25 protein-coding genes are annotated in these 21,841 nt (G+C 31.0%); all 25 read right to left on the minus strand.

Annotated elements, in window-relative coordinates:
- Positions 1-15 precede the first annotated feature (15 nt).
- The 25 genes from HMPREF0072_RS04105 to HMPREF0072_RS04225 all read right to left on the minus strand — a co-directional run bounded on the left by HMPREF0072_RS04105 (position 16) and on the right by HMPREF0072_RS04225 (position 21,833).
- Positions 16-642: a V-type ATP synthase subunit D gene (locus HMPREF0072_RS04105; protein ID WP_004827552.1), complete on the minus strand. Its 627-nt coding sequence runs from the start codon at positions 640-642 to the stop codon at positions 16-18.
- Complete coding sequence (locus HMPREF0072_RS04110) at positions 635-2,008, minus strand: V-type ATP synthase subunit B (protein WP_004827553.1); 1,374 nt, start codon at positions 2,006-2,008, stop codon at positions 635-637. The genes HMPREF0072_RS04105 and HMPREF0072_RS04110 overlap by 8 nt, the downstream gene beginning before the upstream one ends.
- Before the next feature lie 3 nt (positions 2,009-2,011).
- Complete coding sequence (locus tag HMPREF0072_RS04115; RefSeq protein ID WP_004827554.1) at positions 2,012-3,754, minus strand: V-type ATP synthase subunit A; 1,743 nt, start codon at positions 3,752-3,754, stop codon at positions 2,012-2,014.
- Positions 3,738-4,343 carry a V-type ATP synthase subunit E family protein gene (locus tag HMPREF0072_RS04120; RefSeq protein ID WP_004827555.1) on the minus strand — a complete coding sequence of 202 codons (606 nt, stop codon included), beginning with the start codon at positions 4,341-4,343 and terminating at the stop codon, positions 3,738-3,740. The genes HMPREF0072_RS04115 and HMPREF0072_RS04120 overlap by 17 nt, the downstream gene beginning before the upstream one ends.
- 11 nt (positions 4,344-4,354) lie before the next feature.
- Entirely contained in the window at positions 4,355-4,591 is a 237-nt protein-coding gene (locus HMPREF0072_RS04125) for a V-type ATP synthase subunit F (RefSeq protein WP_004827556.1), read from the minus strand.
- 1 nt (position 4,592) lies between these two features.
- Positions 4,593-5,024 carry an ATP synthase subunit C gene (locus HMPREF0072_RS04130; protein WP_004827557.1) on the minus strand — a complete coding sequence of 144 codons (432 nt, stop codon included), beginning with the start codon at positions 5,022-5,024 and terminating at the stop codon, positions 4,593-4,595.
- 11 nt (positions 5,025-5,035) lie between these two features.
- Positions 5,036-6,403 carry a V-type ATP synthase subunit I gene (locus tag HMPREF0072_RS04135; protein WP_004827558.1) on the minus strand — a complete coding sequence of 456 codons (1,368 nt, stop codon included), beginning with the start codon at positions 6,401-6,403 and terminating at the stop codon, positions 5,036-5,038.
- Positions 6,387-7,280, minus strand: a complete 894-nt coding sequence (locus HMPREF0072_RS04140; RefSeq protein WP_004827559.1) for a V-type ATP synthase subunit I domain-containing protein — start codon at positions 7,278-7,280, stop codon at positions 6,387-6,389. The genes HMPREF0072_RS04135 and HMPREF0072_RS04140 overlap by 17 nt, the downstream gene beginning before the upstream one ends.
- A gap of 2 nt (positions 7,281-7,282) precedes the next feature.
- On the minus strand, positions 7,283-8,263 hold the full coding sequence (locus HMPREF0072_RS04145) for a V0D/AC39 family V-type ATPase subunit (protein WP_004827560.1): 981 nt from the start codon (positions 8,261-8,263) through the stop codon (positions 7,283-7,285).
- A gap of 136 nt (positions 8,264-8,399) precedes the next feature.
- Complete coding sequence (miaB, locus tag HMPREF0072_RS04150; protein ID WP_004827561.1) at positions 8,400-9,755, minus strand: tRNA (N6-isopentenyl adenosine(37)-C2)-methylthiotransferase MiaB; 1,356 nt, start codon at positions 9,753-9,755, stop codon at positions 8,400-8,402.
- 56 nt (positions 9,756-9,811) lie between these two features.
- Positions 9,812-11,881 (minus strand): bifunctional 4-hydroxy-3-methylbut-2-enyl diphosphate reductase/30S ribosomal protein S1, encoded by a 2,070-nt coding sequence (locus tag HMPREF0072_RS04155; RefSeq protein WP_037327591.1) that lies wholly within the window; start codon positions 11,879-11,881, stop codon positions 9,812-9,814.
- Positions 11,862-12,476, minus strand: coding sequence for a lysophospholipid acyltransferase family protein (locus HMPREF0072_RS04160; RefSeq protein ID WP_004827564.1), 615 nt, complete (start codon positions 12,474-12,476; stop codon positions 11,862-11,864). The genes HMPREF0072_RS04155 and HMPREF0072_RS04160 overlap by 20 nt, the downstream gene beginning before the upstream one ends.
- The gene (gene cmk, locus HMPREF0072_RS04165; RefSeq protein WP_004827566.1) at positions 12,463-13,116 is read right to left on the minus strand and encodes a (d)CMP kinase; all 654 of its coding nucleotides are present in this window, start codon (positions 13,114-13,116) and stop codon (positions 12,463-12,465) included. Before cmk ends, HMPREF0072_RS04160 begins: the two co-directional genes overlap by 14 nt.
- Positions 13,113-14,327: a BaiN/RdsA family NAD(P)/FAD-dependent oxidoreductase gene (locus tag HMPREF0072_RS04170; RefSeq protein ID WP_039931133.1), complete on the minus strand. Its 1,215-nt coding sequence runs from the start codon at positions 14,325-14,327 to the stop codon at positions 13,113-13,115. The genes cmk and HMPREF0072_RS04170 overlap by 4 nt, the downstream gene beginning before the upstream one ends.
- Before the next feature lie 27 nt (positions 14,328-14,354).
- Positions 14,355-15,050 carry a pseudouridine synthase gene (locus HMPREF0072_RS04175; RefSeq protein WP_004827570.1) on the minus strand — a complete coding sequence of 232 codons (696 nt, stop codon included), beginning with the start codon at positions 15,048-15,050 and terminating at the stop codon, positions 14,355-14,357.
- On the minus strand, positions 15,040-15,564 hold the full coding sequence (gene scpB / locus HMPREF0072_RS04180) for an SMC-Scp complex subunit ScpB (protein WP_004827571.1): 525 nt from the start codon (positions 15,562-15,564) through the stop codon (positions 15,040-15,042). Before scpB ends, HMPREF0072_RS04175 begins: the two co-directional genes overlap by 11 nt.
- Positions 15,561-16,259, minus strand: coding sequence for a segregation and condensation protein A (locus HMPREF0072_RS04185; protein WP_004827574.1), 699 nt, complete (start codon positions 16,257-16,259; stop codon positions 15,561-15,563). The genes scpB and HMPREF0072_RS04185 overlap by 4 nt, the downstream gene beginning before the upstream one ends.
- Positions 16,249-16,797: an NUDIX hydrolase gene (locus tag HMPREF0072_RS04190; protein WP_004827575.1), complete on the minus strand. Its 549-nt coding sequence runs from the start codon at positions 16,795-16,797 to the stop codon at positions 16,249-16,251. Before HMPREF0072_RS04190 ends, HMPREF0072_RS04185 begins: the two co-directional genes overlap by 11 nt.
- Positions 16,790-18,478, minus strand: a complete 1,689-nt coding sequence (recN, locus tag HMPREF0072_RS04195; protein ID WP_004827578.1) for a DNA repair protein RecN — start codon at positions 18,476-18,478, stop codon at positions 16,790-16,792. The genes HMPREF0072_RS04190 and recN overlap by 8 nt, the downstream gene beginning before the upstream one ends.
- Entirely contained in the window at positions 18,478-18,930 is a 453-nt protein-coding gene (locus HMPREF0072_RS04200) for an arginine repressor (protein ID WP_004827579.1), read from the minus strand. The genes recN and HMPREF0072_RS04200 overlap by 1 nt, the downstream gene beginning before the upstream one ends.
- Positions 18,931-18,938: 8 nt before the next feature.
- Complete coding sequence (locus HMPREF0072_RS04205) at positions 18,939-19,769, minus strand: polyprenyl synthetase family protein (RefSeq protein WP_004827581.1); 831 nt, start codon at positions 19,767-19,769, stop codon at positions 18,939-18,941.
- Positions 19,759-19,944, minus strand: coding sequence for an exodeoxyribonuclease VII small subunit (gene xseB / locus HMPREF0072_RS04210; RefSeq protein WP_004827583.1), 186 nt, complete (start codon positions 19,942-19,944; stop codon positions 19,759-19,761). The genes HMPREF0072_RS04205 and xseB overlap by 11 nt, the downstream gene beginning before the upstream one ends.
- Positions 19,937-21,121 (minus strand): exodeoxyribonuclease VII large subunit, encoded by a 1,185-nt coding sequence (gene xseA, locus HMPREF0072_RS04215; protein ID WP_004827586.1) that lies wholly within the window; start codon positions 21,119-21,121, stop codon positions 19,937-19,939. The genes xseB and xseA overlap by 8 nt, the downstream gene beginning before the upstream one ends.
- Positions 21,118-21,504: a transcription antitermination protein NusB gene (locus HMPREF0072_RS04220; RefSeq protein ID WP_004827588.1), complete on the minus strand. Its 387-nt coding sequence runs from the start codon at positions 21,502-21,504 to the stop codon at positions 21,118-21,120. The genes xseA and HMPREF0072_RS04220 overlap by 4 nt, the downstream gene beginning before the upstream one ends.
- A complete protein-coding gene (locus HMPREF0072_RS04225) occupies positions 21,504-21,833 on the minus strand; it encodes an Asp23/Gls24 family envelope stress response protein (protein ID WP_004827591.1) in 330 nt (109 codons plus the stop codon). Before HMPREF0072_RS04225 ends, HMPREF0072_RS04220 begins: the two co-directional genes overlap by 1 nt.
- Positions 21,834-21,841: the final 8 nt, after the last annotated feature.

Here is a 21,841-nt window from a genome sequence, read left to right on the forward strand (position 1 = left end):
CTATTACGTAATTTTTTACGATGACTTTTTTGCTTTGTTGCTTTTAACAATTTTTGTTTTTGAGAATTCTTCTCTTTCTTTTTCTTCTATGCTCTGAGAAATATTCTTTATAAGTTCAGTCTTTTGTGGTATCTGAATCTTTTCCAAACTGTTCACTTTCTTATTTGATTTTCTTATCTCGATTTCTAAATTATTAATTGTACTATCAAGTTCAGCTAGTTTAAATATATCAGCTCTTAGTTTGTTAAAGGCAATAAGAGCCTCATCAAAAAGTGAATTGGTTTGATAAAAAGAATATGATAAGGACAATTTCTTAGGATTGAAACTTACCTCAGCCATGTCTGTCTGCATGAACTTTGTATTTTTTGTTTCAATCGAATTGTCAATAGGTATAAGACCTGCTAAACTTTCTAGCTTAGCTTGGCCTATGCTTGCCATAGCCTTGTTAAAGCTATGACTAACATCATTCATTGTTTGATTAACCTTTTTATTCAAACTGTCCCTATCTTTAATTTTACTCTCATGAGCATTCATAAGAGCCTTTCTCTTTTTATCAAGAATATCTAGACCAACATCTAAAAGCTTTAGCTCTTCTTTGGCTTTTATGAGGTTAGCCTTGCTTGCAATTTGTTCGCTATTCATCAGCTTTTCCTATGAATTTATCAAGGTTCTTCTCAGATACTCTGTGAAGTTCATTTCTTGGCAATATTTTTAGTATGTCCCAAGCAAGATCTAGGCTCTCTTCTAACTCTCTATTTTCACTTTGAGCTTGGGATAAAAATTTGCTTTCAAAAACATCCCCAAACTCTAAATACTTCTTATCAACAGCTGATAAGTCATCTTCTCCGACAATTTGTGCAATATTTCTTACGTCAATTACCTTTGAATATGATTCATACAACTGGTTCATTACATCTTCATGATCTGCCCTAGTGTATCCTTCACCTATACCATCTTTCATTAGTCTTGATAGAGATGGTAGTACGTTAATAGGTGGATAAACACCCTTGCTTGATAGTCCCCTATCAATAACTATCTGACCTTCAGTAATATAGCCTGTAAGGTCAGCTACAGGGTGTGTAATATCATCATTTGGCATAGTTAAAATTGGGATAAGAGTTACAGATCCCTTTACTCCTTCAATCATACCCGCTCTTTCATAAAGGCTTGCAAGGTTTGAATAAAGGTATCCAGGATAACCCTTCCTAGATGGAATTTCACCCCTTATTGAAGAAACTTCCCTGAGCGCTTCACAATATGAAGTCATATCTGTAATTATTACAAGAACGTGGTAGCCTTTTTTATAAGCTAAGTATTCTGCTGCTGTGAGGGCGCACTTTGGAGCAAGTAGCCTTTCCATTATTGGAGAGTCTGCCAAGTTTTGATACATAACAAGCTTGTCTTTTACACCTGCTTTTGAGAAAGCATCCTCAAAAAACATAGCCTCATCCTTCTTAATACCCATGGCTGCGAATACAAAGGCGAAGTCTTCGTTTGTTTTAAGTTTTGCTTGCCTAATAATTTGAGCAGCAATTTCATTATGAGGTAGACCTGATCCTGAAAATATTGGTAATTTTTGACCACGTATTAATGTTGTTAAGGTGTCAATAGCAGAAATGCCAGTTTGGATGAAATCTCTTGGGTATTCCCTTGCAACAGGATTTAACGCAAGACCTTCTACAGGATAGGTCTCATCAGCATAAATATCTCCACCATTATCAATAGGCTCACCTATACCATTAAAAGTCCTACCTAGAATAGTTTCATTTAGTGGTAGTTCTAGAGGTCTCTCATAAAAACTTACAACTATATCTTCAACAGAAAAATTATCTGTATTAGCATAAACTTCTACTGTTACTGTATCATCATCGACCATAACAACTGACCCTACAAATTCCATTCCTGCTGCGTGAACAGAAACTAAGGCATTATATGCAATATCAGTTACTTTTTCAATTTCAATAATAGATGATTCAATTTTTTTAATTTTAGTATATTCTTTTCTCATCAGCTACCCCCTCAAATTAGCAAAATAATTCTCAATCTTAGAGCCTAGCTGATTAAGCTTTTCTAACTTATCATTCTCAACATTATATTTCATCTGACTTATTTCATTTAATAAATCAGAATTATAAATCTTTTTATATGAAATGCCATCTTTTAGGGCTTGTTCACTTAAGTTGTTATATTTATCAATAATGTCTAACATCATAATTTGCTTATCTACAGGTACATATTTATCAACTGCATTATAAGCGTTTTGTTGCAAAAATCCGTTTCTAATTAGGGCAGCAACATCGAGAATATTTTTCTGCTCATCAGATAAGGCATCAGATCCAACTAGCATCATAATTGATTTAACTTCTTCTTCAGAAATCAAAACATTCATAAGCTTATTTCTTATAGAAATAATATCTGAATTGTAATGCTCTTTGTAATAATCTTGCATTTTTTCCAGATAATTAGTATATGATGTTAACCAATTTATAGCTGGATAATGTCTTGAATAAGCAAGCTTTCGATCCAAACCTAAAAATACATTTACGCTTCTTCTTGTAGCTTCTGTAACTGGCTCAGAAAAATCTCCACCTGATGGAGATACAGCTCCTATTAGGGTAACAGATCCCTTAGTTCCATTTAAATTTTCAAAATAACCAGCTCTCTCATAGAATTTTGAAAGTCTACTAGCAAGATAGGCTGGATAACCTTCTTCTGCTGGTATTTCTTCAAGCCTTGCTGATATTTCTCTAAGAGCTTCTGCCCACCTTGATGTGGAGTCTGCCATAAGAGCAACATCATAACCCATATCCTTATAATATTCTGCTATAGTTATACCTGTGTAGATACTTGCTTCTCTCGCTGCTACTGGCATATTAGATGTATTTGCTATAAGAATTGTTCTTTGCATCAAGTCTTTGCCAGTATTCGGGTCTATAAGATCAGGGAATTCTTCTAGTACTTGGGTCATCTCATTTCCCCTCTCACCACAACCGATATAGACAATTATGTCAACATCAGAATATTGGGCAAGTTGGTGTTGGAGCATAGTTTTACCTGTACCAAAACCACCTGGAATTGCAACAGTACCACCCTTTGCAATAGGGAAAAATACATCCAAAACTCTTTGACCTGTAACAAGTAGGTTCTTTAAGCTGAGAGCTTTCTTAACAGGTCTAGGATTTCTAACTGGCCAATACTGATAAAGCTTAAGCTCATAAACACCTTCATCATTTTCTACTTTAAGTATAGTATCTTCTAGCTTATATTTGCCATCTTCTTTTGCTTCTATTATTTCACCATCAAAACTTGACATAAGTCTATGCTCTATTACTTCAGTTTCTTTAATAGTAGCATAAATATCAGCTTTTCTTATCTTATCGCCCTTTTTAAATTTGATTTTAACATCCCATTCTTTTTCCAAATCTAGATTATCAAAACCAATACCTGATGGAATAAAAGCTCCATGCTTATCCATAATATGTTTAAGAGGTCTTTCAATACCATCAAACATATTTCCCAATAAACCTGGACCTAGTCTAACAGAAAGAGGCATTGATGTAGAAATAATATCCTCTCCCACTTTTAGACCTGATGTATCCTCATAAACCTGAATGGTAGCAAGATCACCCTCAACAGAAATAACTTCTCCGATTAGCTTTAAATTTCCAACCGACACCATCTCTCTGATTTTAAGATTTCTTGCATTTTGAGCATAAACAACAGGTCCATTAATTGTTTTAATTATTGGATTCATTAAAACGCTCACTTTCAAGAACTTGGTATAATTTCTTACCAAATTCATATTTTCTATCTCTTATTCTCTCTTTATAGCTAAAGTTATATCTAAACTCATTATTTATATCTTTAAGTATAAAGCCACCAATGTAAGTCTTATCAATCGCTTGTTTATTTTTAAAATCTATTAAATCTAAGTCATCTTGAAGGACACATACAACAATTTCATCTTCAGACAAATTAAGTGCTTTCATCATTTTCTTAATATCTTCTTGTAAAGATTTTTTATATGCATCAGTTTTTTTATAAGCTCTTAGTTTAGTGATTAATCTATTATAAAAATCATAAAGCAATTCTTCTCTATAAGCATAGAAATCATTTTTTTCTTCTTGCTTTATTTTAGAGATTTCTTCATTTTTTCTTATTTTTAGAAAGTTTTTTCTATCTTTTATTTTTTCTTCAAATTCTTTATTTCTTTGTTTATTTTTATCGTCTATATAGGATGAATTTTTTTCAGTTGATAAGAATAACTCATTATCAGTTTTTAATTTTTCTTCATCCCAAACCATCTTCCTAAAACTTGATAGTTTTGCTTCTAAGTCTAGCATATTTTATCCTTTCAGCCATCAATAATTACAATCAAAGGCATTGAGTAATCTCTTCTATAATTATCTATCCTATTCATGTTTTTATTATAAACTGACCTTGTAATTATCAATATGGCAAGATTCTCATCCTTGTACGAATTTTTAAATTCCACTTCAAAATTTTGATCTCCAACCAAGCTTGCTTCAATTGCGCCAAGGCGGAACATTGTTAGCAAGCTGTTTGAGTCAGTTAGAATCTTTGCTTTCATTTTATGCGTTTAGAATCATGATAGAAATAATAACACCAAAGATAGCGATACCTTCAGCAAGACCAACGAATATGATTGTCCTACCAAGGATAGATTGGTCTTCAGAAATAGCTCCAAGAGCTGCTGAACCTACTGTACCTACAGCATATCCAGTACCAATAGCAGCAAGTCCTGTTGAGAGTGCTGCACCAATATATTTAAGTCCGTCAGAAGCTGCTGCGGCTGTTGCTGCAGTCTCTGCTGCTTTTGAACCTGTAGGAATCATAAGTACAACAATCATTAACATTACTGGCACAAAGGTAAATAAATTCATCTTTAATGCTTTTCTAATTTTAGATTTTGATGGGTCTTCGTTGTTTTTTAATAGGTACAAACCTGAATAAATTGTTATTATTACTACTGCAAGTGCAAGTAGTGCTGTGTATTTAATCATAATATCTCCTTTTATTTTCTTTCTTTAACTGGTCTAAATTTACGACCATTTCCTTGGTAATATTTACTAAACATTTCATAAAACTCTAATCTTAAACCCTGGATAAAAACTATCATGCCTTCAAGACCAATAATAAGTATGTTACCTAAGATTAAGATAATTAAACCTTTTATACCACCACCAGCTATTTTACTCATAACTTCAAAAGCCATATACAAGCCTACGTGGTTTATAGCAAAGGCTCCTACCCTTGTAAAAGAAACAAGGTTTGAGAATACTGAAAGAAGTGCTTCTATAATTGAAAATGAACTTTCAACATAATAATCAAAGGCACTTGATTCAAAAATTTCATCTCTTTTTTCAATCTTTGCCGCAATTGGTTTTGAAAAAACTATCATAACTATTGAAGCAATTAATAAAGCAAAGCCTACGCTAATAGGCATTGGATTTACCTTTACAATATTAAGGATAATCAAGACAAAAGAAATCATCATCATAAGGCCTGCAATGCCTTCCTTGCCAAAGATACCTTCCTCAATATTATTTTGCTTTACTAACTTGTTATAAATGCCCATACAATAGGCTATTACAAGTAGTCCAATACCAAATGCAACAGATGCAATAAGAACTTTCATTATATTATCAAATGGTTTTATCAAAATAGCTGGTATAAGAGTTTCTATACCAAATACTGAACCATACATCAAACCAAAGAAACATGCTGAAAATCCGACCCTTCTGATAAGAGCTCCGAATGTTTTGTCTTTTTTGTCGACTAAAAAACTTAATAACACAAATACTAAACCTTGTCCAAGGTCACCAAACATCATTCCATATAGGAGCATGTAAGATACTGCGAAAAATGGAGTTGGATCTATTTCATTATAATTAGGAGCGCCATACATGTTTACTAAAAATTCAAAGGGTCTAAATAATTTGTTATTTCTTAGCTTAGTGGGTGGTTCTTGATTATATTTTTTTTTTACTTCAACATTAGTCTTATCATATTTCTTGGATAAATTCTCAAATTCTTTTACTTTTGAATTTGGAACCCAACCTGTAAGGTATAAATATTTTTCACCCTTTGCCATTTTACTGATGATATCTTCACTCTTTTCGTAATATTCAACAGTGCTTGGAAGAGATTCAAAAGTTTCCTCATTATTTTTTTTGAAATTTTCGATTTCATTTTCCAATGAGTCTAATTCTTGATTAACTTCACTTAATTTGCTTTCTATTGAGTCAAGATTTTCATCAGGAAGCTTTTTATCGATAAAGCCCATTGTATTAACAGCTCTACCTATATCCTCACTAACTTGTTTTGGATAGACTAACAAATAATTTTCTTTTGAATTTTTAATTTTATCTGTCATTGCCATCCCCCTCGATGATTTTGTTAAACGCATTATCTACAAGTAAATCTACTTTTTCTTTATACAAGCTTTCTATGTGATTTTTTCTATCAGAAAAAGAATTCTTTATTTCTTCAGCTTCTTTTTTGATTTTTTCGTCATTATTTGCATTTAAGTTTGCTACTTCGCTTGAAAGCTTTTCAAAAAATGTTTGATCAATCTTATTAGCTACTCTTAAGCTCTCAGATTTTTCATTTTCAATTATTTCATCGACACTTTTTCTTCTTTGACTAGTCTTATTATCAAGCTCAATCAAAGTATTTAATGCATCAGCACTTTTTACAGCTTCATCATCTAAGTGAATAATCAATGATGGTATATTTTCATAATTGTTTTTCAATATAAATCTACCGTCTTTGGTAACATCACCGTATCTAAAATCGAAATAATTTAAATGCTTAATCTTTTCAATATCAACATTAGCTTTAGTAAGAATCTCTAAATTATTTTTGTAAGTTAATAATTTATCCTTTTCTTCTACAAGCTCCTCTCGTCTTTTAATCATTGGCTCAAGTCTAGTATATAATCTTTCGAGCTCATCCTTGCTAATAACTTTGGATATTTCACCAACTTCTTCATCATCGCTGATGTCGAAAAATCTCTTTAAATAATTCAACTTTTCAAGTTCTTCTTTAGAAAGCCCATGAAAACTCGTAATATTATTCATATCCTCGGTTAGTTCGACGTTCTCACTACTAGCCTTGACAGAGAAAGCTCTACTGGCCACTTGACCAAAAGCATCAATCGGTTCGATTTGACCTATATTAATAACATCTTTTAGTAAATCAGTAAGATTTTCCAACCTAGATGTTATATTAACAAGGTTCATTTTTTCTACTGCCATATCTACCTTCCTATTAACAATTCTCTCTTCTGATTATAGTCATACTTCTCATCCATTTCCAAAATAGAAACTATATTTTTTATATCAAGATACAAAAGATTTATAGCAGAAACAACATAAAGTATGTCGCAATTGTCGTTGATTATTTCATCCCTCGAATTTTTCCATCTTTTATCTTGTATTCTTTTATAAACCAAGTTTTCGTCTTCAAAAATATTTTTATACCTACCATCAGAAAAATACTCTATAAATTCTTCCTTATTTAGATTAGATATCTCTCTAAGTCTTTCTGCATTAAACAGATATCCACCCTCTATAAGGTAGTTAAAAACTTCATTATTATTTATTTCAAAAAATGATTTTAACCTGTAAAGCATCTCAAAATTCAATAAATTAATTTCTTCAGCTAAATATTTGTTGATATGCTTATACTCACTATTAGGAAATTTTTCGCTAATTTTTAATAAAGCCCTGTAGTACAACTTTATAAGCGCATTAGAAGATAAAAATATCAACTCGTCTTGATCCATATTTTCATTTAAAAATGGTTCAAGAACTCTTTTTATATGATTATCTTTAATTGAGTTTACAAAATCATTTAGAGAAAAATTAGGCAGAAGTTCCATTCCTTCAAAAAATGGACTATTAATAAAGTATTTATAGTTATCTTCCAAAGACTTATTTAAGATACTCGTAATTATTTCCTGTATCAAATAGATTTTATAAATTGAAAAATACAATTGATAAAATTTCTTTTCTAAGCCTCTTAAAAAGAACTCGATAGATTTTTCTTGTTTATAGAAATGATTATATAATTTTTCTTCTATAACAAGCTTGTTATCATTTTCATCTAAAAATTCATAGTTCTTCTTAAGATAAGAAATTTTTCTTGCTAAATCATTCTCGTTTATAGTTCTTTCAAGCAAATAATCATCTAAAAGTTTCCCTAATTTTGCCTTAGCTTTTACAGAAACATCTTTCATAAAACCTCCTTCCTACCACGGTATATTGTACCCAATATTTTTTTAAAAAAAAGCTTTTAAAATACTAATTATGAATCATATATAATGTTTAACATCCAATATTTCTATTGCCATAGAACAATATGAGCTATTAACTTTATTCTACTAAATCTCCAGAGATAGTAAAAGATGTATTTCCAGTGATTTTTACCTTAACAAATTCCCCAATCAGACTCTTATCTGCTTTAACATGAACCAATTTATAGTCGTCAGTTCTGCCAGTTAAGACCTCTGGATTATTTTTACTTTCTGATTCTAATAAAACTTCTACAGTTTTTCCTATATATGTTTGATTTTTTTCATTAAAGATTGGATATAATAAGTCTAAAAGTTTATCAAACCTTGCTTGAACTATATCATCATCAATTGGAGTTAACTTTGCCGCTCTAGTTTTTGGTCTTGGTGAGTACTTAAAAGTGAAGGCTGTATCATAACCAACTTCCTTACAAACCTTAAGTGTTTGTTCAAAATCTTCCTCAGTTTCAGTAGGATAGCCTACAATAATATCAGTAGAAATTGCTATTTCTGGAATCTCTTCCTTTAATTTCCTCGCTCTTTCTAAATATTTTTCCTGAGTGTATTTCCTGTTCATATCCTTAAGCACCTTATCAGATCCAGATTGTAATGGTAGGTGGAAATATTTACATATATTATCATTTCTTTTGATAACCTTGATTAATTCATCAGATAAGTCTTTAGGATGACTTGTTGTAAACCTTAATCTTTTAAGATTAGGAATTTGCGCTACTTTTTCAAGCAATTCTGGAAAAGTGTGATTAAAGTCAGCCTTGTTACCATAGGAATTAACATTTTGTCCAAGAAGAGTTATTTCCTTATAACCTTGGTTAACTAGGTATTCAACTTCTTCTATTATTGATGAAGGTCTTCTTGATTCTTCCCTTCCTCTAGATTCAGGAACTATACAATATGAACAAAAATTATCGCACCCTGTCATTATGTTTACATAGGCTTGGAAATGATTTGGAGTGTTGTATTTTACAAAATCATCTTTTACATTATCGGTAGATATATCAACAACTCTTTCTCCTGTTTCTAGATACCTAAAAATTAAATCGGATAAAGAATTTATATTTTTTGTTCCAAAAATAATATCTACTTCCCTATGTTTATCTATTATAACCTGTCTTGCTACTTCTGTTTGCATCATACATCCTGATACGGCTATAATTTTCTCAGGATGACTTTCTTTTATTTTTTTAAGAGATGATACCTGACCATAAAGTTTTAATTCAGCGTTTTCTCTTACCAAACAGGTATTAAATAAAATGAAGTCTGCTTTCTTTCTATCCTCTTCATAAACATATCCTAAATCTTCTAGGATATAGGATATCCTTTCAGAATCGTGTTCGTTCATCTGACAGCCGAATGTCGTGATATTATAGGTTTTTCCCTTAAAATAATCTTTATATTTTTCTAGTTTCTTACTTACCATGCTACTCCTTAAGTAAAAAAAGAGATGATCTAAGTCATCTCCTTTTGATTCTAATTTTACTCAGCGTCTTCTTCGATTGATCCTAATAAATCATCTGATCCTTGTGCTGATAAAGCTTGTGCTAGCATATCACCAAGGTTATTATTTAAATCATCATCACCGAAAGCTATTGAATTATCTCTTTCAACTTTTCTTCTTGGTTTGTCATTTGTTTTAGCTTGTGGTCTTGGTTTTCTTTCTGGTCTTTCTGGAGCTTCTTTAAGAGCCTTAATTGAAAGTCCAACCTTTTCTTCATCCTTATCAATTGAAATAATCTTAACTTCAATTGTATCACCAACGTTTAATTCATCTGATGGTTTTTCCACGTGGTCCCAAGAAATTTCTGAAACGTGTACAAGTCCTTCAACACCGTCAGCAACTTCAACAAAAGCACCAAAATCAAGTAAGTTTACAACCTTACCTTCAACAACGTCACCAACTTGGTGTTCGTTTACAAATTTTTCAAATGGTTTTTCGATAAGTTGTTTACGACCAAGAGAGATTCTGTTTTTCTCTTTGTTTAGTTTTAAAATCTTAACTTCGATTTCATCGCCAACATTTAAAACATCTGATGGATGTTCAACTCTTGTCCAAGCTATATCAGAAACGTGAAGTAGACCATCAAGACCATTAACTTCTACGAATGCACCAAAATCTGTAAGTCTTGCTACCTTACCCTTAACTACTTGACCTTCTTCAAGCTCATCCCAAAGGTCATCTAGTTCTGCTTCTAATACATCTTTTCTAGATAAAACAAGTCTATTTTTTCTTTCATCGATGCTTATGATCTTAAGATCCCATTCTTCACCAACGAATTTCTTTAAATTTTTAACAAAGTATGTTGCTATTTGGCTAGCTGGTACGAAACCATTAACGCCATTAACTTCAACAGTAAGGCCTCCCTTATTAAAGCTTATAACTTTACCATGAACTAATTCTTCATTTTCAAATTTATCAGATAGTTCTTTCCAAGCTTTCATTCCTTCTACTCTTCTTGTAGAAAGGGAAACATTACCCTCACCATCATCTAGTTTAATTACGTAAACATCGATGTCAGCACCAACTTCAAAACTGTTTTTTGGATCTTTTTGTTCTTCTTCAGTCATTTCATCTAGTTTAACAATACCATCTGCACGATATTGAATGTCAACAAATACTTCATCATCTTTAACGTTGATTACTGTACCTGTGATTACCTCTTTTGGGTAAATCTTTCTTAAACTATTCTCCAGACTGTTCATAAATTCTTCTTTTGTGAATTCATCCATACTACTTACTACCTCCTCGATAATCGACTCAGGCGTAGACGCTCCTGCGATTATTCCTAATTTTTTAAATTTAGAGAGCTTTTGCAAAGGTAGATCTTTAACAGTTTCAATCCTAAAAACATTTTTACAAAACATACTAGCTACTTGGTATAGCTTATTCGTATTAGAACTATTAAAACCACCAACAACAATCATGCAATCCACTTGACTTGCCAGTTTTTTAGCAGAGTCCTGCCTTAATTTTGTAGCATTGCAAATTGTGTTTTCTATTACTACACTATCATTATTTTCTTCTAACTTGTTAGCAATATTTCTGAAAAACTCTAACCTATTTGTAGTTTGGCTTACCACATATAGCTTATCGTAATTCTTAATATTTTTTGCTTCAGTCTCATCTTTAACTACTATACCATGTTTTATGCAAGAGTCCATAGCAATTATTTCAGGATGTGTATTATCACCTACAATTATAACCTGGTAACCATCTTTTTCCTTTTGAATAATTTTTTTATAAATACTATTTAGGACTGGACAAGTCGCATCGTAAAGTTCATTTCCATTTTCGATTAGCTTATCTTTAAAATTTTTATCCTCACCATGAGCTCTTATCACAATCAAGCTATCTTTTATATTCAAAGCTTCATCATGGTCAATCACAGTAAGTCCTCTTTTGCTAAAAGATTCGACAAGTTGAGGATTATGGATTAAGGGACCCAAGCAGTAAACAGTTTTATTACTATCCAAAGCTTTTTCTGCAAGTTCTACGCTTCTTTTTACACCAAAGCAAAAACCTGAATTTTCAGCAATTATTATTTCCATTTTTTTCACTTTCTATTATATCTCTATGGTCATATATGGCATAGAATACCTCATCGCTAATCATCTTCATTGCCTCTTTATTTTTAATGTCAGCATATTTTTCAATAGCAATAGGCTCTTTGACATAAATATCAACACTAGAAAATAATTTATAACTTGTTACTATTTCAATAGGTAGGATATCTGACTTTGCTTTTAGAGCGATGAACCCAATTCCTTCGTGCATATTTTCCCTTGATATTTTCTTTACCCTGGTTCCCTCAGGGAAAATGCCAAGAGTTTTGCCATCTTTTATGAGTCCAATTGCATATCTAAGAGCTTTTAAATCATTTCCCTTTCGGTCTATAGGAAAAACGCCAGCCGCTTTTAAAATATTTCTTAAGACTGGTATTTCAAAAAGTTCTTTTTTGGCCATAAAGTTAAACTTTATGGGCAGATTAAGGGCTAGAAAAAAAGGGTCAAGGTTAGACCAATGGTTCGCACAAGCAATTATATCGGCCTTTTCTGGAATATTTTCCCTGCCATGGACTCTTACCCTATAAAAAGGGAAAAATAAGACCCTCAATATGGCAACAACAACCCTATAAAACATCATTTTTACCCATTAATGATAAGATTTTATTAACTGTTTGGTCAATATTTAAGTTTGAGCTATCAACGACAATGGCGCCTTCAGCAACTTTCAAAGGTGAAACTTTTCTGTTTGAGTCATAGTCATCTCTTTTTATTATTGCTTTTTCTATTTCTTCTATTGTCATATCAGATTCGCCTTGGTCAAAACGTCTTTTAGCTCTTGTTAAGGCAGAAGCAGTTAGATAAAATTTATATTTTGCATCAGGGAAAACCACACTTCCGATATCCCTACCATCAAGAATAAATGAAGTGTTTTCTGCAATTTTTCTTTGTAGGTCTACCATTTTTTCCCTTACATAATCTCTAGCGGAGACCCAAGAAACATTAGCTGTAACTTGATCATTCCTCAATCTATCAGTGACATCTTCATCATTTAAAAACAGTTTGTTGTCTCTAAAGTCAATTGTGATTTCATCTAATAAGTATTTTAAAATTTTGTCATCAGTATTTTCTCCAAAGCCCTTATCAAGAAAATACTTTGTAACAGCCCTATACATAAGGCCTGTATTTAAGTATTCAATATTTAATTTTTTTGCCAAGATTTCTGATACGGTTGATTTTCCAGATCCACTTGGGCCATCAATTGCTATTATATATGTCATGTGTTCTCCTTAATGTAAGTCCCGGCTGAATATGCTGTGCTAAAACAAATTTGTAAATTAAAACCACCTGTAAGACAATCTATATCCAGGATTTCGCCTGCAAAAAATAAACCCTCTACTAATTTTGATTGCATATTTTTTGGATTTAACTTAGTTACATCTATTCCGCCTCTAGTTACAACTGCAGATTCAAACGACCCTAGTCTATCAAATTCAAGATCAAAATCTTTAATTTTTTCAATCAATGATTTTCTATCTTCTTTTGTAAATTCACTTGATTTTTTTCCTAAATTCAAATTATTTCGTCTAAATATTTCATCAAGTAAAGATGGATTTAAAAGGGTCTTTAATGCGTTTCCAACACTTTTCTTCGAGTTTTCACCCAGTAAATTTAGAATTTGCTTATCTAAATCATTATAAGTTAGATTTGGATAAAAATCTATAGACACCTTGCTTATTTTTTTATCTCTCATATAAGAACTTGCCTTAAGCGCAGCAGGTCCAGTTAAGAAATTAGCATTAATAAGAAGATCACCTTCGACTGAAACATTATCTTTATCTGTTAATATATTTATTTTTATATTCCTAAAAGACTGGGCTTTAAAATTTATCTTGTCCTTTATAAATATAGGTACAAGAACCGCTTTAGGCTCAATGATTTCATGCCCTAACTTTCTTGCAAGTTTATAACCAATTCCATCAGAGCCTGTTTTAGGGTAAGATTTTCCACCTGTAGCTATAATTAAATAATCAAATTCGTAGGTTTTTCCATTTTGATCGGTGAGATAAAAATTTTTATCCTTATATACCTTATTAATTTTTGTATTAGTTATAAGATTTATAGACTTCTCTTTAAGCTTAGCTTCAAAAAACTTTACGATATCTATCGCCTTCTCAGATTTCGGAAAAACTCTACCATCTTCCTCTATGATTGTTTCTATCCCATTTTTATTTAAAAAATCAATCATAGAAAAATTATCAAAATTCGTAAAGGCAGAATAAATAAATTTCTTATTTGTAACGACATTATCTAAGAAATCTTGATAGTAAGCAGCATTCGTAATGTTACATCTGCCACCACCAGTCATGAGGAGTTTTTTACCAATTTTCTCATTAGTTTCAAAAACTGTAACTATATTATTTTCATTCTTTGCTCTTATAGCAGCCATCAACCCCGCAGGGCCTGCACCAATTATCCCAATTTTTTTCATATTTATCCCACAAAAAAAGATAGTCACCTATCTTCTAATTTCTTCTACAAATTTTAATTCATCTTCATTAAAATATCTGTATTCTTTTTCCTTAAGATTTGATAGGCTAATCTTTCCTATCCTTATTCTTTTTAGACTTACAACTTTTATTCCGAAAACCTTAAACATCCTTCTTATCTGTCTATTGTATCCCTGATGGATTATAACCCTGTAAGTGTTATTTTCCAAATATTCGATTTTAGCATCAGATGTTTTTTCGCCATTGCCTATATCAAGGCCTTGTGCAAATTGCTTTTCTTGATAGTCTTTTAGTTTTTTATCGACTTTAACTATGTATTCCTTATCAAGTTTGTATTTAGGATGGATTAGATTGTTGGTAAATTCGCCATCATTTGTTATTATTAAAAGTCCTTCACTATCCTTATCTAACCTGCCTGCAGCAAAAAACCTCTTATCAATATCAACTAATTCATTTAAGTCTTTTTCATTATAGGGATCAAAATTCGATGTTATAAAGCCTACTGGCTTATACAATTTTATATAAAACTTCTTTTCGATCGATAAAACTTTACCTTCTACTTCAACCCTATCATCATCACAAACATCAATTCCTGGTTCTAAGATTACTTCATCATTAATTTTTACCTTGCCCTTTAGAATCAGCTCGTCAGCCTTTCTCCTTGAAGTGTAACCAGCATGAGCAATAAATTTATTAATCCTCATTTTTCTCTATCCTTATTTCAGGCAAGTCATCCAAAGAATTCAAATTAAAATATTGCAAAAAGTTATCAGTTGTTCCATAGATAATTGGCTTGCCTATTTTATCGAGCCTTCCTTTTTCTGTAATTAATTTTTTTTCTAAAAGCGAATCAATAGTTGATTGAGAATTAACCCCTCTGATTTTATCTATCTCAACTCTTGTTATTGGCTGCTTATAAGCTATTATTGATAAAGTCTCTAGGGTTGAATTTGTTAGTTTTTTATCTGATTTTGAAAGAAGTGATTCAAAATACTTATCGCTAGCCTTCCTAGTTGTAAATTGGAAAGAATTGTTAAAATTTCTTATAACAAGACCAGTTTGCCTGTCTTTTCTTTCATCAATCATCTCATCTAGGCATTTTTTTATATCAGCCTTAGGCAAGTCATATAAAATTTTACTAATTTCATCAATACTTATAGGTTCAGCCCATATATATAAGACCTCTTCAATGAGACCTTTTAAGTAGTCTTCCGTCATTTAACCCTCTTAATAATCTTAAATGAGTTCATCTCTATTTGTTTAATATATATTTCATTTAGCCTTACCATTTCTAATAAGGCTAGGAAAGTTGCAATACACTCAGCTTTTGAATTAATTCTTTTGGTAATATCAACCAAGTTTAATTCTTTAGAAAAGTTTAGGGTCTTCCTAAGACTTATCAAATATGAATTAACATCCGGTATCTTAACTTGCTCAAAAATTTTCTCTTCACTCTTTTTTTCTATCGCAAGTCTTCTTAGTAACTTTGAAAATTCATTAGAAAGAATATCGACATCTTGAGATATGATTAAATTATCTTTTTGATAAGTTGAGAGATCTTCTTGATATTTTGAATGGATTTTCCTAGCTTCATCTTCTAAAAATTTAAAATCATCTTGAACAGATTTTATTTTTTTATATTCAATAAGATAAGAAAGAAAATCTTCTTCTAGCCCTTCATTTTCAGGTTTTGGCAAGAGTTTGTTTGCCTTAATTGTCAATAGAATTGAAGATGTATATATAAATTCAGATAGCATAGAAATATCAATATCCATTTTTGCCATTTCCTCTAAAAATGGAGCTGTAATCTCTTCTATTTTTACGTCATATATGTCAATTTTTTCCCTATCAATCAGTTTTAACAATAGCTCAAAAGGGCCCTCAAAATCTTCAAGTTTTATATTAAGCTTCATTTATCCTTCTTAGGGCATAAAAAATTGCAATAATTGTCTTAGCATCAGTTATTTCACCATTTTCAATCATCTGATATAAATCAGTTAATAAATATGATTTACTCATCAAATTTTCATCCTCGTCTAAGTCTAATGGAGATTCTAATAAATCTTCAGCAACGAAAAAAGATAATTTATCGTTTGTAAAACCTGGCGAAGCGTGCATATCGAATAGATAAGTTACTTTCTGAGGGAAAAATCCCACTTCTTCTTGGAGTTCTCTTTTTGCAGTTTCAATTGGAAGTTCACCTGGGTCCACAAGACCTGCAGGAATTTCTAGAGTTACCTTATCGATAGCCTTCCTATATTGACGAACCATCCATATCTTATCAGGACCATCAAAAGCGATAATACCAACTCCTTTTTGGTGGTCGACTATTTCCCTCTTCGAATATCTCTTATTTTCAAGTTCAACAGTTTCCACCCTAAGCTTAAGGATTTTACCGTCATAAATAGTATCTGACTTTATTGTTTTTTCATAAAACTTTTCTTCATTCATTTCTTAGATCCTCCGCCATTTTCAAAATTTCTCTGGCTGATTTAATAGTAGTTTGTGTAATGTCAACTCCACCAATTAATCTAGCAATTTCAAGAGTTCTCTCGTCTTCTTTTATATTTTTGGAACTTGATATTGTATAATTTCCGTCATCTTCCTTGCTTATTAATATATGGTTATTGGCAAGAGATGCAATCTGTGGCAAGTGACTAATGGCTATAATCTGCCTTTTCTTTGATAGGTCAAGTATTTTTTCTCCGACAATCTGAGCAGTCCTACCACTTATTCCAGTATCAATTTCATCAAAAATCATTGTGTCAATCTCGTCAAAACTTGCAAAAACTTCCTTAAATGCCAGCATTATCCTAGAGATTTCTCCTCCAGATGCAGTTTTTGTTAAAGATGTCAAACTCTCACCTTTATTTGTTCTTATTAAGAAATCAACATCATCGAAACCAGTTTTATCGATTTTTTCTTTTTTCTTAACATCGACTTTAAACTTACCATTTTTTATATTTAATTCCACTATTTCTTTGTTTAATGATTTTTCCAGACTCTTTATTTTATTAATTCTAATCTCGTGAATTTCTTCTGAATATCTCATCATCTTATTATCAATTTCTAATAAGATATTAGTAAGATTATTCCTTAAATCATCAATTTGGTCTAACTCACTAAGTCTTTCTTTCATTGAGTCATAATAAGCTTTAATGTCATCGATATTATTGCCATATTTTCTTTTTAAGTCAAAAAGTTTTTTATTTAAATCTTCCAGCGTTTCCAATTTTTCAGGATCTGTTGATAGAAAATCCACATAGGAATCTGCTTGCGAGTAAATATCATCAAGTTCATCCGATAAGGCTACTAACCTGTTATAAAGGTCAGAAGACTTCTTATCTATAGTGATGAAGTCGGATATATTTGAAACAGCTTCATTTAGAAGTTTGCTAGCAGATGTCATCTCATAATCACTTGAATCAAGCAATTCAAGCATCCTATAATAACCATCTTTTAGACTTGAAATGTTAGTAAGCCTCTTATACTCACTTTCAATTTCTTCTTCGTCTAAATTAAATAAATCAATACTATCAATCTCATCAATTTGATAGTTCAACAAATCTCTTTCCCTACTTAACTCCTCATCAGATAAGTCAAAATCTTTAAATCGTCTTAAGTAGTCGTTTTTTTCCTTAAATAAACTTGCCAACTTGCTTCGGATGTCTTTTGTTTTGCCATCATTTTGATATGAATCTATAAGGTCGACATAATTAGCCTTATTCATATAGATATTTGAGTCACCTTGCTTATAGACATCGATCAAATCATCACTTATTTCTTTTAGAATATTAATATTTGAAAGTCTACCATTAATTCTAATGCTTGAAGAGTTTTTCCCAATATTTCTAGTAATAATAAGTTTATCATCATCAAAACTAATACCTAGATTTGTTAATTTTTGTATCAAATCGTCCTTTAATAAAAAAACAGCTTCTATGATACTTTGATCTTTAAAATTGCCAATAATATCCTTACTGGCTCTTTTGCCTGAAAGTAAATTAATCGCTTCAAGGATTATAGATTTTCCTGAACCTGTTTCACCTGTCAAGACATTAAACTTATCTTCAAAAAATATATGATCTTTTTTGATAATAATAAAATTATCTATATAAAGCTCCGCAAGCATTATTTAACAAGTGCCCTTATATCTTCAACAAGATTTTCAATTGATTCAAAGTCTTTAGGTGTTATAAATATAGTGTCTATTCCGGTAACCATACCACCCACATTATCTAATTTGGCATTGGTAATATATTGTCCACATACAGTTGCGCAATATGATATGGTTTTAATCACTATAAGTTGAGCAGAAATTTCTACAGAGAGTACCGCTTCCTTAAAAATCTTTTCAATTCTTTCTGTTAAAGTATCATAAACAGCATCTACGACAGTATATTTATACTCATAATCATCACTTTGCACCTTTGAAATTCTTAACTCTTTTATATCCCTAGAAATTGTTGCTTGAGTCGCATTTACCCCTTGGGATTTCAAGATTTCAGAAAGTTGGCTTTGGGTTCTGACGTCATTGTTTTGAATAATATCTAATATTAATCTTTGTCTAGTGTATTTTTTCATAATTTCCCCTAATAACTTCGACTTGATAAGTAATCAATTAAATATGATAAAACTTCATTATTTTTAAAATCTCTAATAGAGTTTCTTGCCTTATTATTGACTTCATCTAAAAGTTTAATAGCATCCTGTTTTTCCATTACATTTAGAATATTAAGTTCATCTTTGTAAGTATCCTCGAGTAAATCATCTTGGATTTGAAAGGCGAGTCCAAGATTTTCTGCAAATACTTCGATTTTTCTATAAGTATATTCAGTCTGATTGCTAGTTAAAGCTGCTGCCAGGCATGCCGCCTTAAATAAGTCTGATGTTTTTTTCTTATATACTTCTAAAAGATAGGATAAATCATAAGTCGACTCTCTTCTTAAATCCATGACTTGTCCTTCAATCATTCCAAATCTTGATGCTCTTTCTAGAATATAAGACGAAGCCTTTAGATATGAAGAATCTTTAATACCGATATCAAAAAGTATAAGTGCCGCTTCATTTAGTAAAGCATCTCCGGTAAGGATACCAATATCTTCACCAAACTTTTTATGAACACTTTCCTGTCCTCTCCTATAATCATCATCATCCATTGCAGGTAGGTCATCATGGACTAAAGAATAGGCATGGATAAATTCGATTGACATAGCGAGTTTATAGTCCAATTCGCTAATGTTTTGTGAAAACATTTTCTTTGTTTCTAGGTATAAGAATGCTCTTATCCTCTTACCACCATCTGTTGCATAGACCATAGCCTCTTCAAGTTTATTTTTAGGATTAAAGTATGATTGAATTTCCCTGTCAATAATCTTCTTATCTAAACTGAGACTTTCCAAAAATTTTTCTTTATTCATCATTTCCTATAACTTCCACCTTGGCTCTAAAGTCTTCTAACTTTTCTTCAAGGTCCTTATACATATTTTTAGCTTTGTCATAAAGCTTGATTGCTTCATCTAGATTATCCTTATTATTTTCAATTTCATCTAAAATTTCTTCGATTTTTTTGTATTGGTCTTCGAAAGATTTATCCATTAATAATCCTTGCCTTTAATTTTCCATCAACAAATATCAATTCTATTTGATCTCCTTCAGTTAAGCTGTGTGAAGAATAGACGTTTTTCTCATCAAATTTTATTTCAAAATGTTGTTTTCTAACATCAATTAATTTTTCTACATAATCCAGTTTGATTGCCAAATTCTTAAACTTATTTTCATTGTAGCTGAAAACATTTTTTATAGCCTTGTTGATCTCTTGGTTTAGCGAACTAAGTGCATTTATTTTATCCTCAGTTAGCTTAGCTGGTGAAGATTTTTTTATTTTAGCATCTAATACCTTAAGCTTAAGTTCAGTCATAACTATTGTGTTTTTAATTAATGACTCAGCCTTATCAAATTTGTTAATTATCTTTTTTTCGTAATCTACATAATCACTAATCAAATATGACCCCACCTCAGTTGGTGTTTGCAGGCTTAAATCACTTGTGTAGTCAATTAAAGTCGTATCTATGTTATGACCAATAGCTGAAATAATTGGGGTTTTTGCTGCAAATACAGCTTCAATAATTTTTCTCTTGTTAAAGCTTGATAAATCTTCATTAGAGCCCCCACCCCTGGTGATAACAATTACATCCAAGCTAAGATTATCTAAAGTTCTGATAGCATTTGCAATCAAAACTTCTGCGTCATCACCTTGAACCTTTACAGGATCTAGATAAATATGTATATCATTAGCCTTGCTGTTTATCATGGCAAGAAAATCCATAATAGCAGCTCCGTCTTTAGATGTTATTAACCCTATTTTTTTAACAAGTTTTGGTATCGGCTTTTTGTTTTCCTTATCAAAGTAGCCCTTTGACTTAAATTCCTCTTTCATTTTGAGAAATTCTAAAAATTCTTTTGAAATACCGACATCCTCAACTTCATTTACAATAATAACAAGCTTTGAAGAGTAATTATTAAAAGAAAGATTTCCCTTAATAATTACTTCTTTACCAGGGCTAAAATCAAAATTTATTTCCTTATCTTCGTAATAGTAAATAACCACATCTATTAAATCATTGCCTTCCTTTAAGGAAAAATATAAATGATAGTTGTTAATTCTAATATTGCAAAGTTCACCTATTAAATTTATTCTTTGAAAGATTGGGTCATGTTTAATATTTGATTTTATATATTCATTAAATTGCTTAACACTTAAGGGTTTTCTCATTTATTTTCATTTCTTACAATATTGCCAAGGATCAAATTAACTATCTTATAGTCGTCTTCATTAGAAAACTTTTTGGCAATATTTACAGCTTCATTTATTGACACAGAAACAGGTATATCAAGAAAATATATTTCATTGATGGATAAATAAATTATCGACTTAACCACCCTACTAAGCTTTGGCATACCTTTTGGTGCATTGTCTTGTAAAATCTTATCAATCTTTTCAAAATTTTTCTTATAAGAATTAATAGATTCAACAATAAAAGTCTCATCCTCGTTTAGCTTGTGGTTGGATAATAAATCTTTAGTATCTTCGATTTTATTTATTGTGTCTTGAAAAATAAGTTTAAAAACCCATTCTCTTTGATCAGTTCTTTTCATTAGATTTCTAGTTTAATTATATTAACATTAATCTTGCTAACATTAAGTCCAGTCATAGTTTCAACAACATTTTTAACATTTTCTTGAATTTTTTTAACTGTTTTCCTAACATTAACATTTTTATCCAAAGAAAGATCTAAATCTATAACAAGGTGACCATCAACATTTCTAATTGATGATTTATTTGTCCTAGTTCCTAGTGAATGAATAAATCCTTCATCAGAATTTTCTTCATATACTCCATAAACGTCATTAGCCGCTTGGATTGCGATTTGATCTAAAACCTCATCTGCAATCTTCACAGAACCGTCTTTGAAATTACTTGACATTATCTACT

The sequence above is a fragment of the Anaerococcus lactolyticus ATCC 51172 genome (assembly GCF_000156575.1).
Lineage (GTDB): Bacteria > Bacillota > Clostridia > Tissierellales > Peptoniphilaceae > Anaerococcus > Anaerococcus lactolyticus.

Coding starts and splice junctions, on each gene's coding strand:
- HMPREF0072_RS04125 (WP_004827556.1), bottom strand. CDS start 4,591: ATGAAAGCAAAGATTCTAACTGACTCAAACAGCTTGCTAACAATGTTC.
- miaB (WP_004827561.1), bottom strand. CDS start 9,755: ATGGTAAGTAAGAAACTAGAAAAATATAAAGATTATTTTAAGGGAAAA.
- HMPREF0072_RS04105 (WP_004827552.1), bottom strand. CDS start 642: ATGAATAGCGAACAAATTGCAAGCAAGGCTAACCTCATAAAAGCCAAA.
- HMPREF0072_RS04185 (WP_004827574.1), bottom strand. CDS start 16,259: ATGAAGCTTAATATAAAACTTGAAGATTTTGAGGGCCCTTTTGAGCTA.
- HMPREF0072_RS04205 (WP_004827581.1), bottom strand. CDS start 19,769: ATGATGAATAAAGAAAAATTTTTGGAAAGTCTCAGTTTAGATAAGAAG.
- HMPREF0072_RS04170 (WP_039931133.1), bottom strand. CDS start 14,327: ATGAAAAAAATTGGGATAATTGGTGCAGGCCCTGCGGGGTTGATGGCT.
- HMPREF0072_RS04225 (WP_004827591.1), bottom strand. CDS start 21,833: ATGTCAAGTAATTTCAAAGACGGTTCTGTGAAGATTGCAGATGAGGTT.
- cmk (WP_004827566.1), bottom strand. CDS start 13,116: ATGACATATATAATAGCAATTGATGGCCCAAGTGGATCTGGAAAATCA.
- recN (WP_004827578.1), bottom strand. CDS start 18,478: ATGCTTGCGGAGCTTTATATAGATAATTTTATTATTATCAAAAAAGAT.
- HMPREF0072_RS04160 (WP_004827564.1), bottom strand. CDS start 12,476: ATGATGTTTTATAGGGTTGTTGTTGCCATATTGAGGGTCTTATTTTTC.
- HMPREF0072_RS04135 (WP_004827558.1), bottom strand. CDS start 6,403: ATGGCAATGACAGATAAAATTAAAAATTCAAAAGAAAATTATTTGTTA.
- xseB (WP_004827583.1), bottom strand. CDS start 19,944: ATGGATAAATCTTTCGAAGACCAATACAAAAAAATCGAAGAAATTTTA.
- HMPREF0072_RS04140 (WP_004827559.1), bottom strand. CDS start 7,280: ATGGCAGTAGAAAAAATGAACCTTGTTAATATAACATCTAGGTTGGAA.
- HMPREF0072_RS04220 (WP_004827588.1), bottom strand. CDS start 21,504: ATGAAAAGAACTGATCAAAGAGAATGGGTTTTTAAACTTATTTTTCAA.
- HMPREF0072_RS04120 (WP_004827555.1), bottom strand. CDS start 4,343: ATGCTAGACTTAGAAGCAAAACTATCAAGTTTTAGGAAGATGGTTTGG.
- HMPREF0072_RS04200 (WP_004827579.1), bottom strand. CDS start 18,930: ATGAAAAAATACACTAGACAAAGATTAATATTAGATATTATTCAAAAC.
- HMPREF0072_RS04115 (WP_004827554.1), bottom strand. CDS start 3,754: ATGAATCCAATAATTAAAACAATTAATGGACCTGTTGTTTATGCTCAA.
- HMPREF0072_RS04190 (WP_004827575.1), bottom strand. CDS start 16,797: ATGAATGAAGAAAAGTTTTATGAAAAAACAATAAAGTCAGATACTATT.
- HMPREF0072_RS04110 (WP_004827553.1), bottom strand. CDS start 2,008: ATGAGAAAAGAATATACTAAAATTAAAAAAATTGAATCATCTATTATT.
- xseA (WP_004827586.1), bottom strand. CDS start 21,121: ATGAGAAAACCCTTAAGTGTTAAGCAATTTAATGAATATATAAAATCA.
- HMPREF0072_RS04175 (WP_004827570.1), bottom strand. CDS start 15,050: ATGAGGATTAATAAATTTATTGCTCATGCTGGTTACACTTCAAGGAGA.
- HMPREF0072_RS04130 (WP_004827557.1), bottom strand. CDS start 5,024: ATGATTAAATACACAGCACTACTTGCACTTGCAGTAGTAATAATAACA.
- HMPREF0072_RS04145 (WP_004827560.1), bottom strand. CDS start 8,263: ATGAAAGATGTTTCTGTAAAAGCTAAGGCAAAATTAGGGAAACTTTTA.
- scpB (WP_004827571.1), bottom strand. CDS start 15,564: ATGACGGAAGACTACTTAAAAGGTCTCATTGAAGAGGTCTTATATATA.
- HMPREF0072_RS04155 (WP_037327591.1), bottom strand. CDS start 11,881: ATGGAAATAATAATTGCTGAAAATTCAGGTTTTTGCTTTGGTGTAAAA.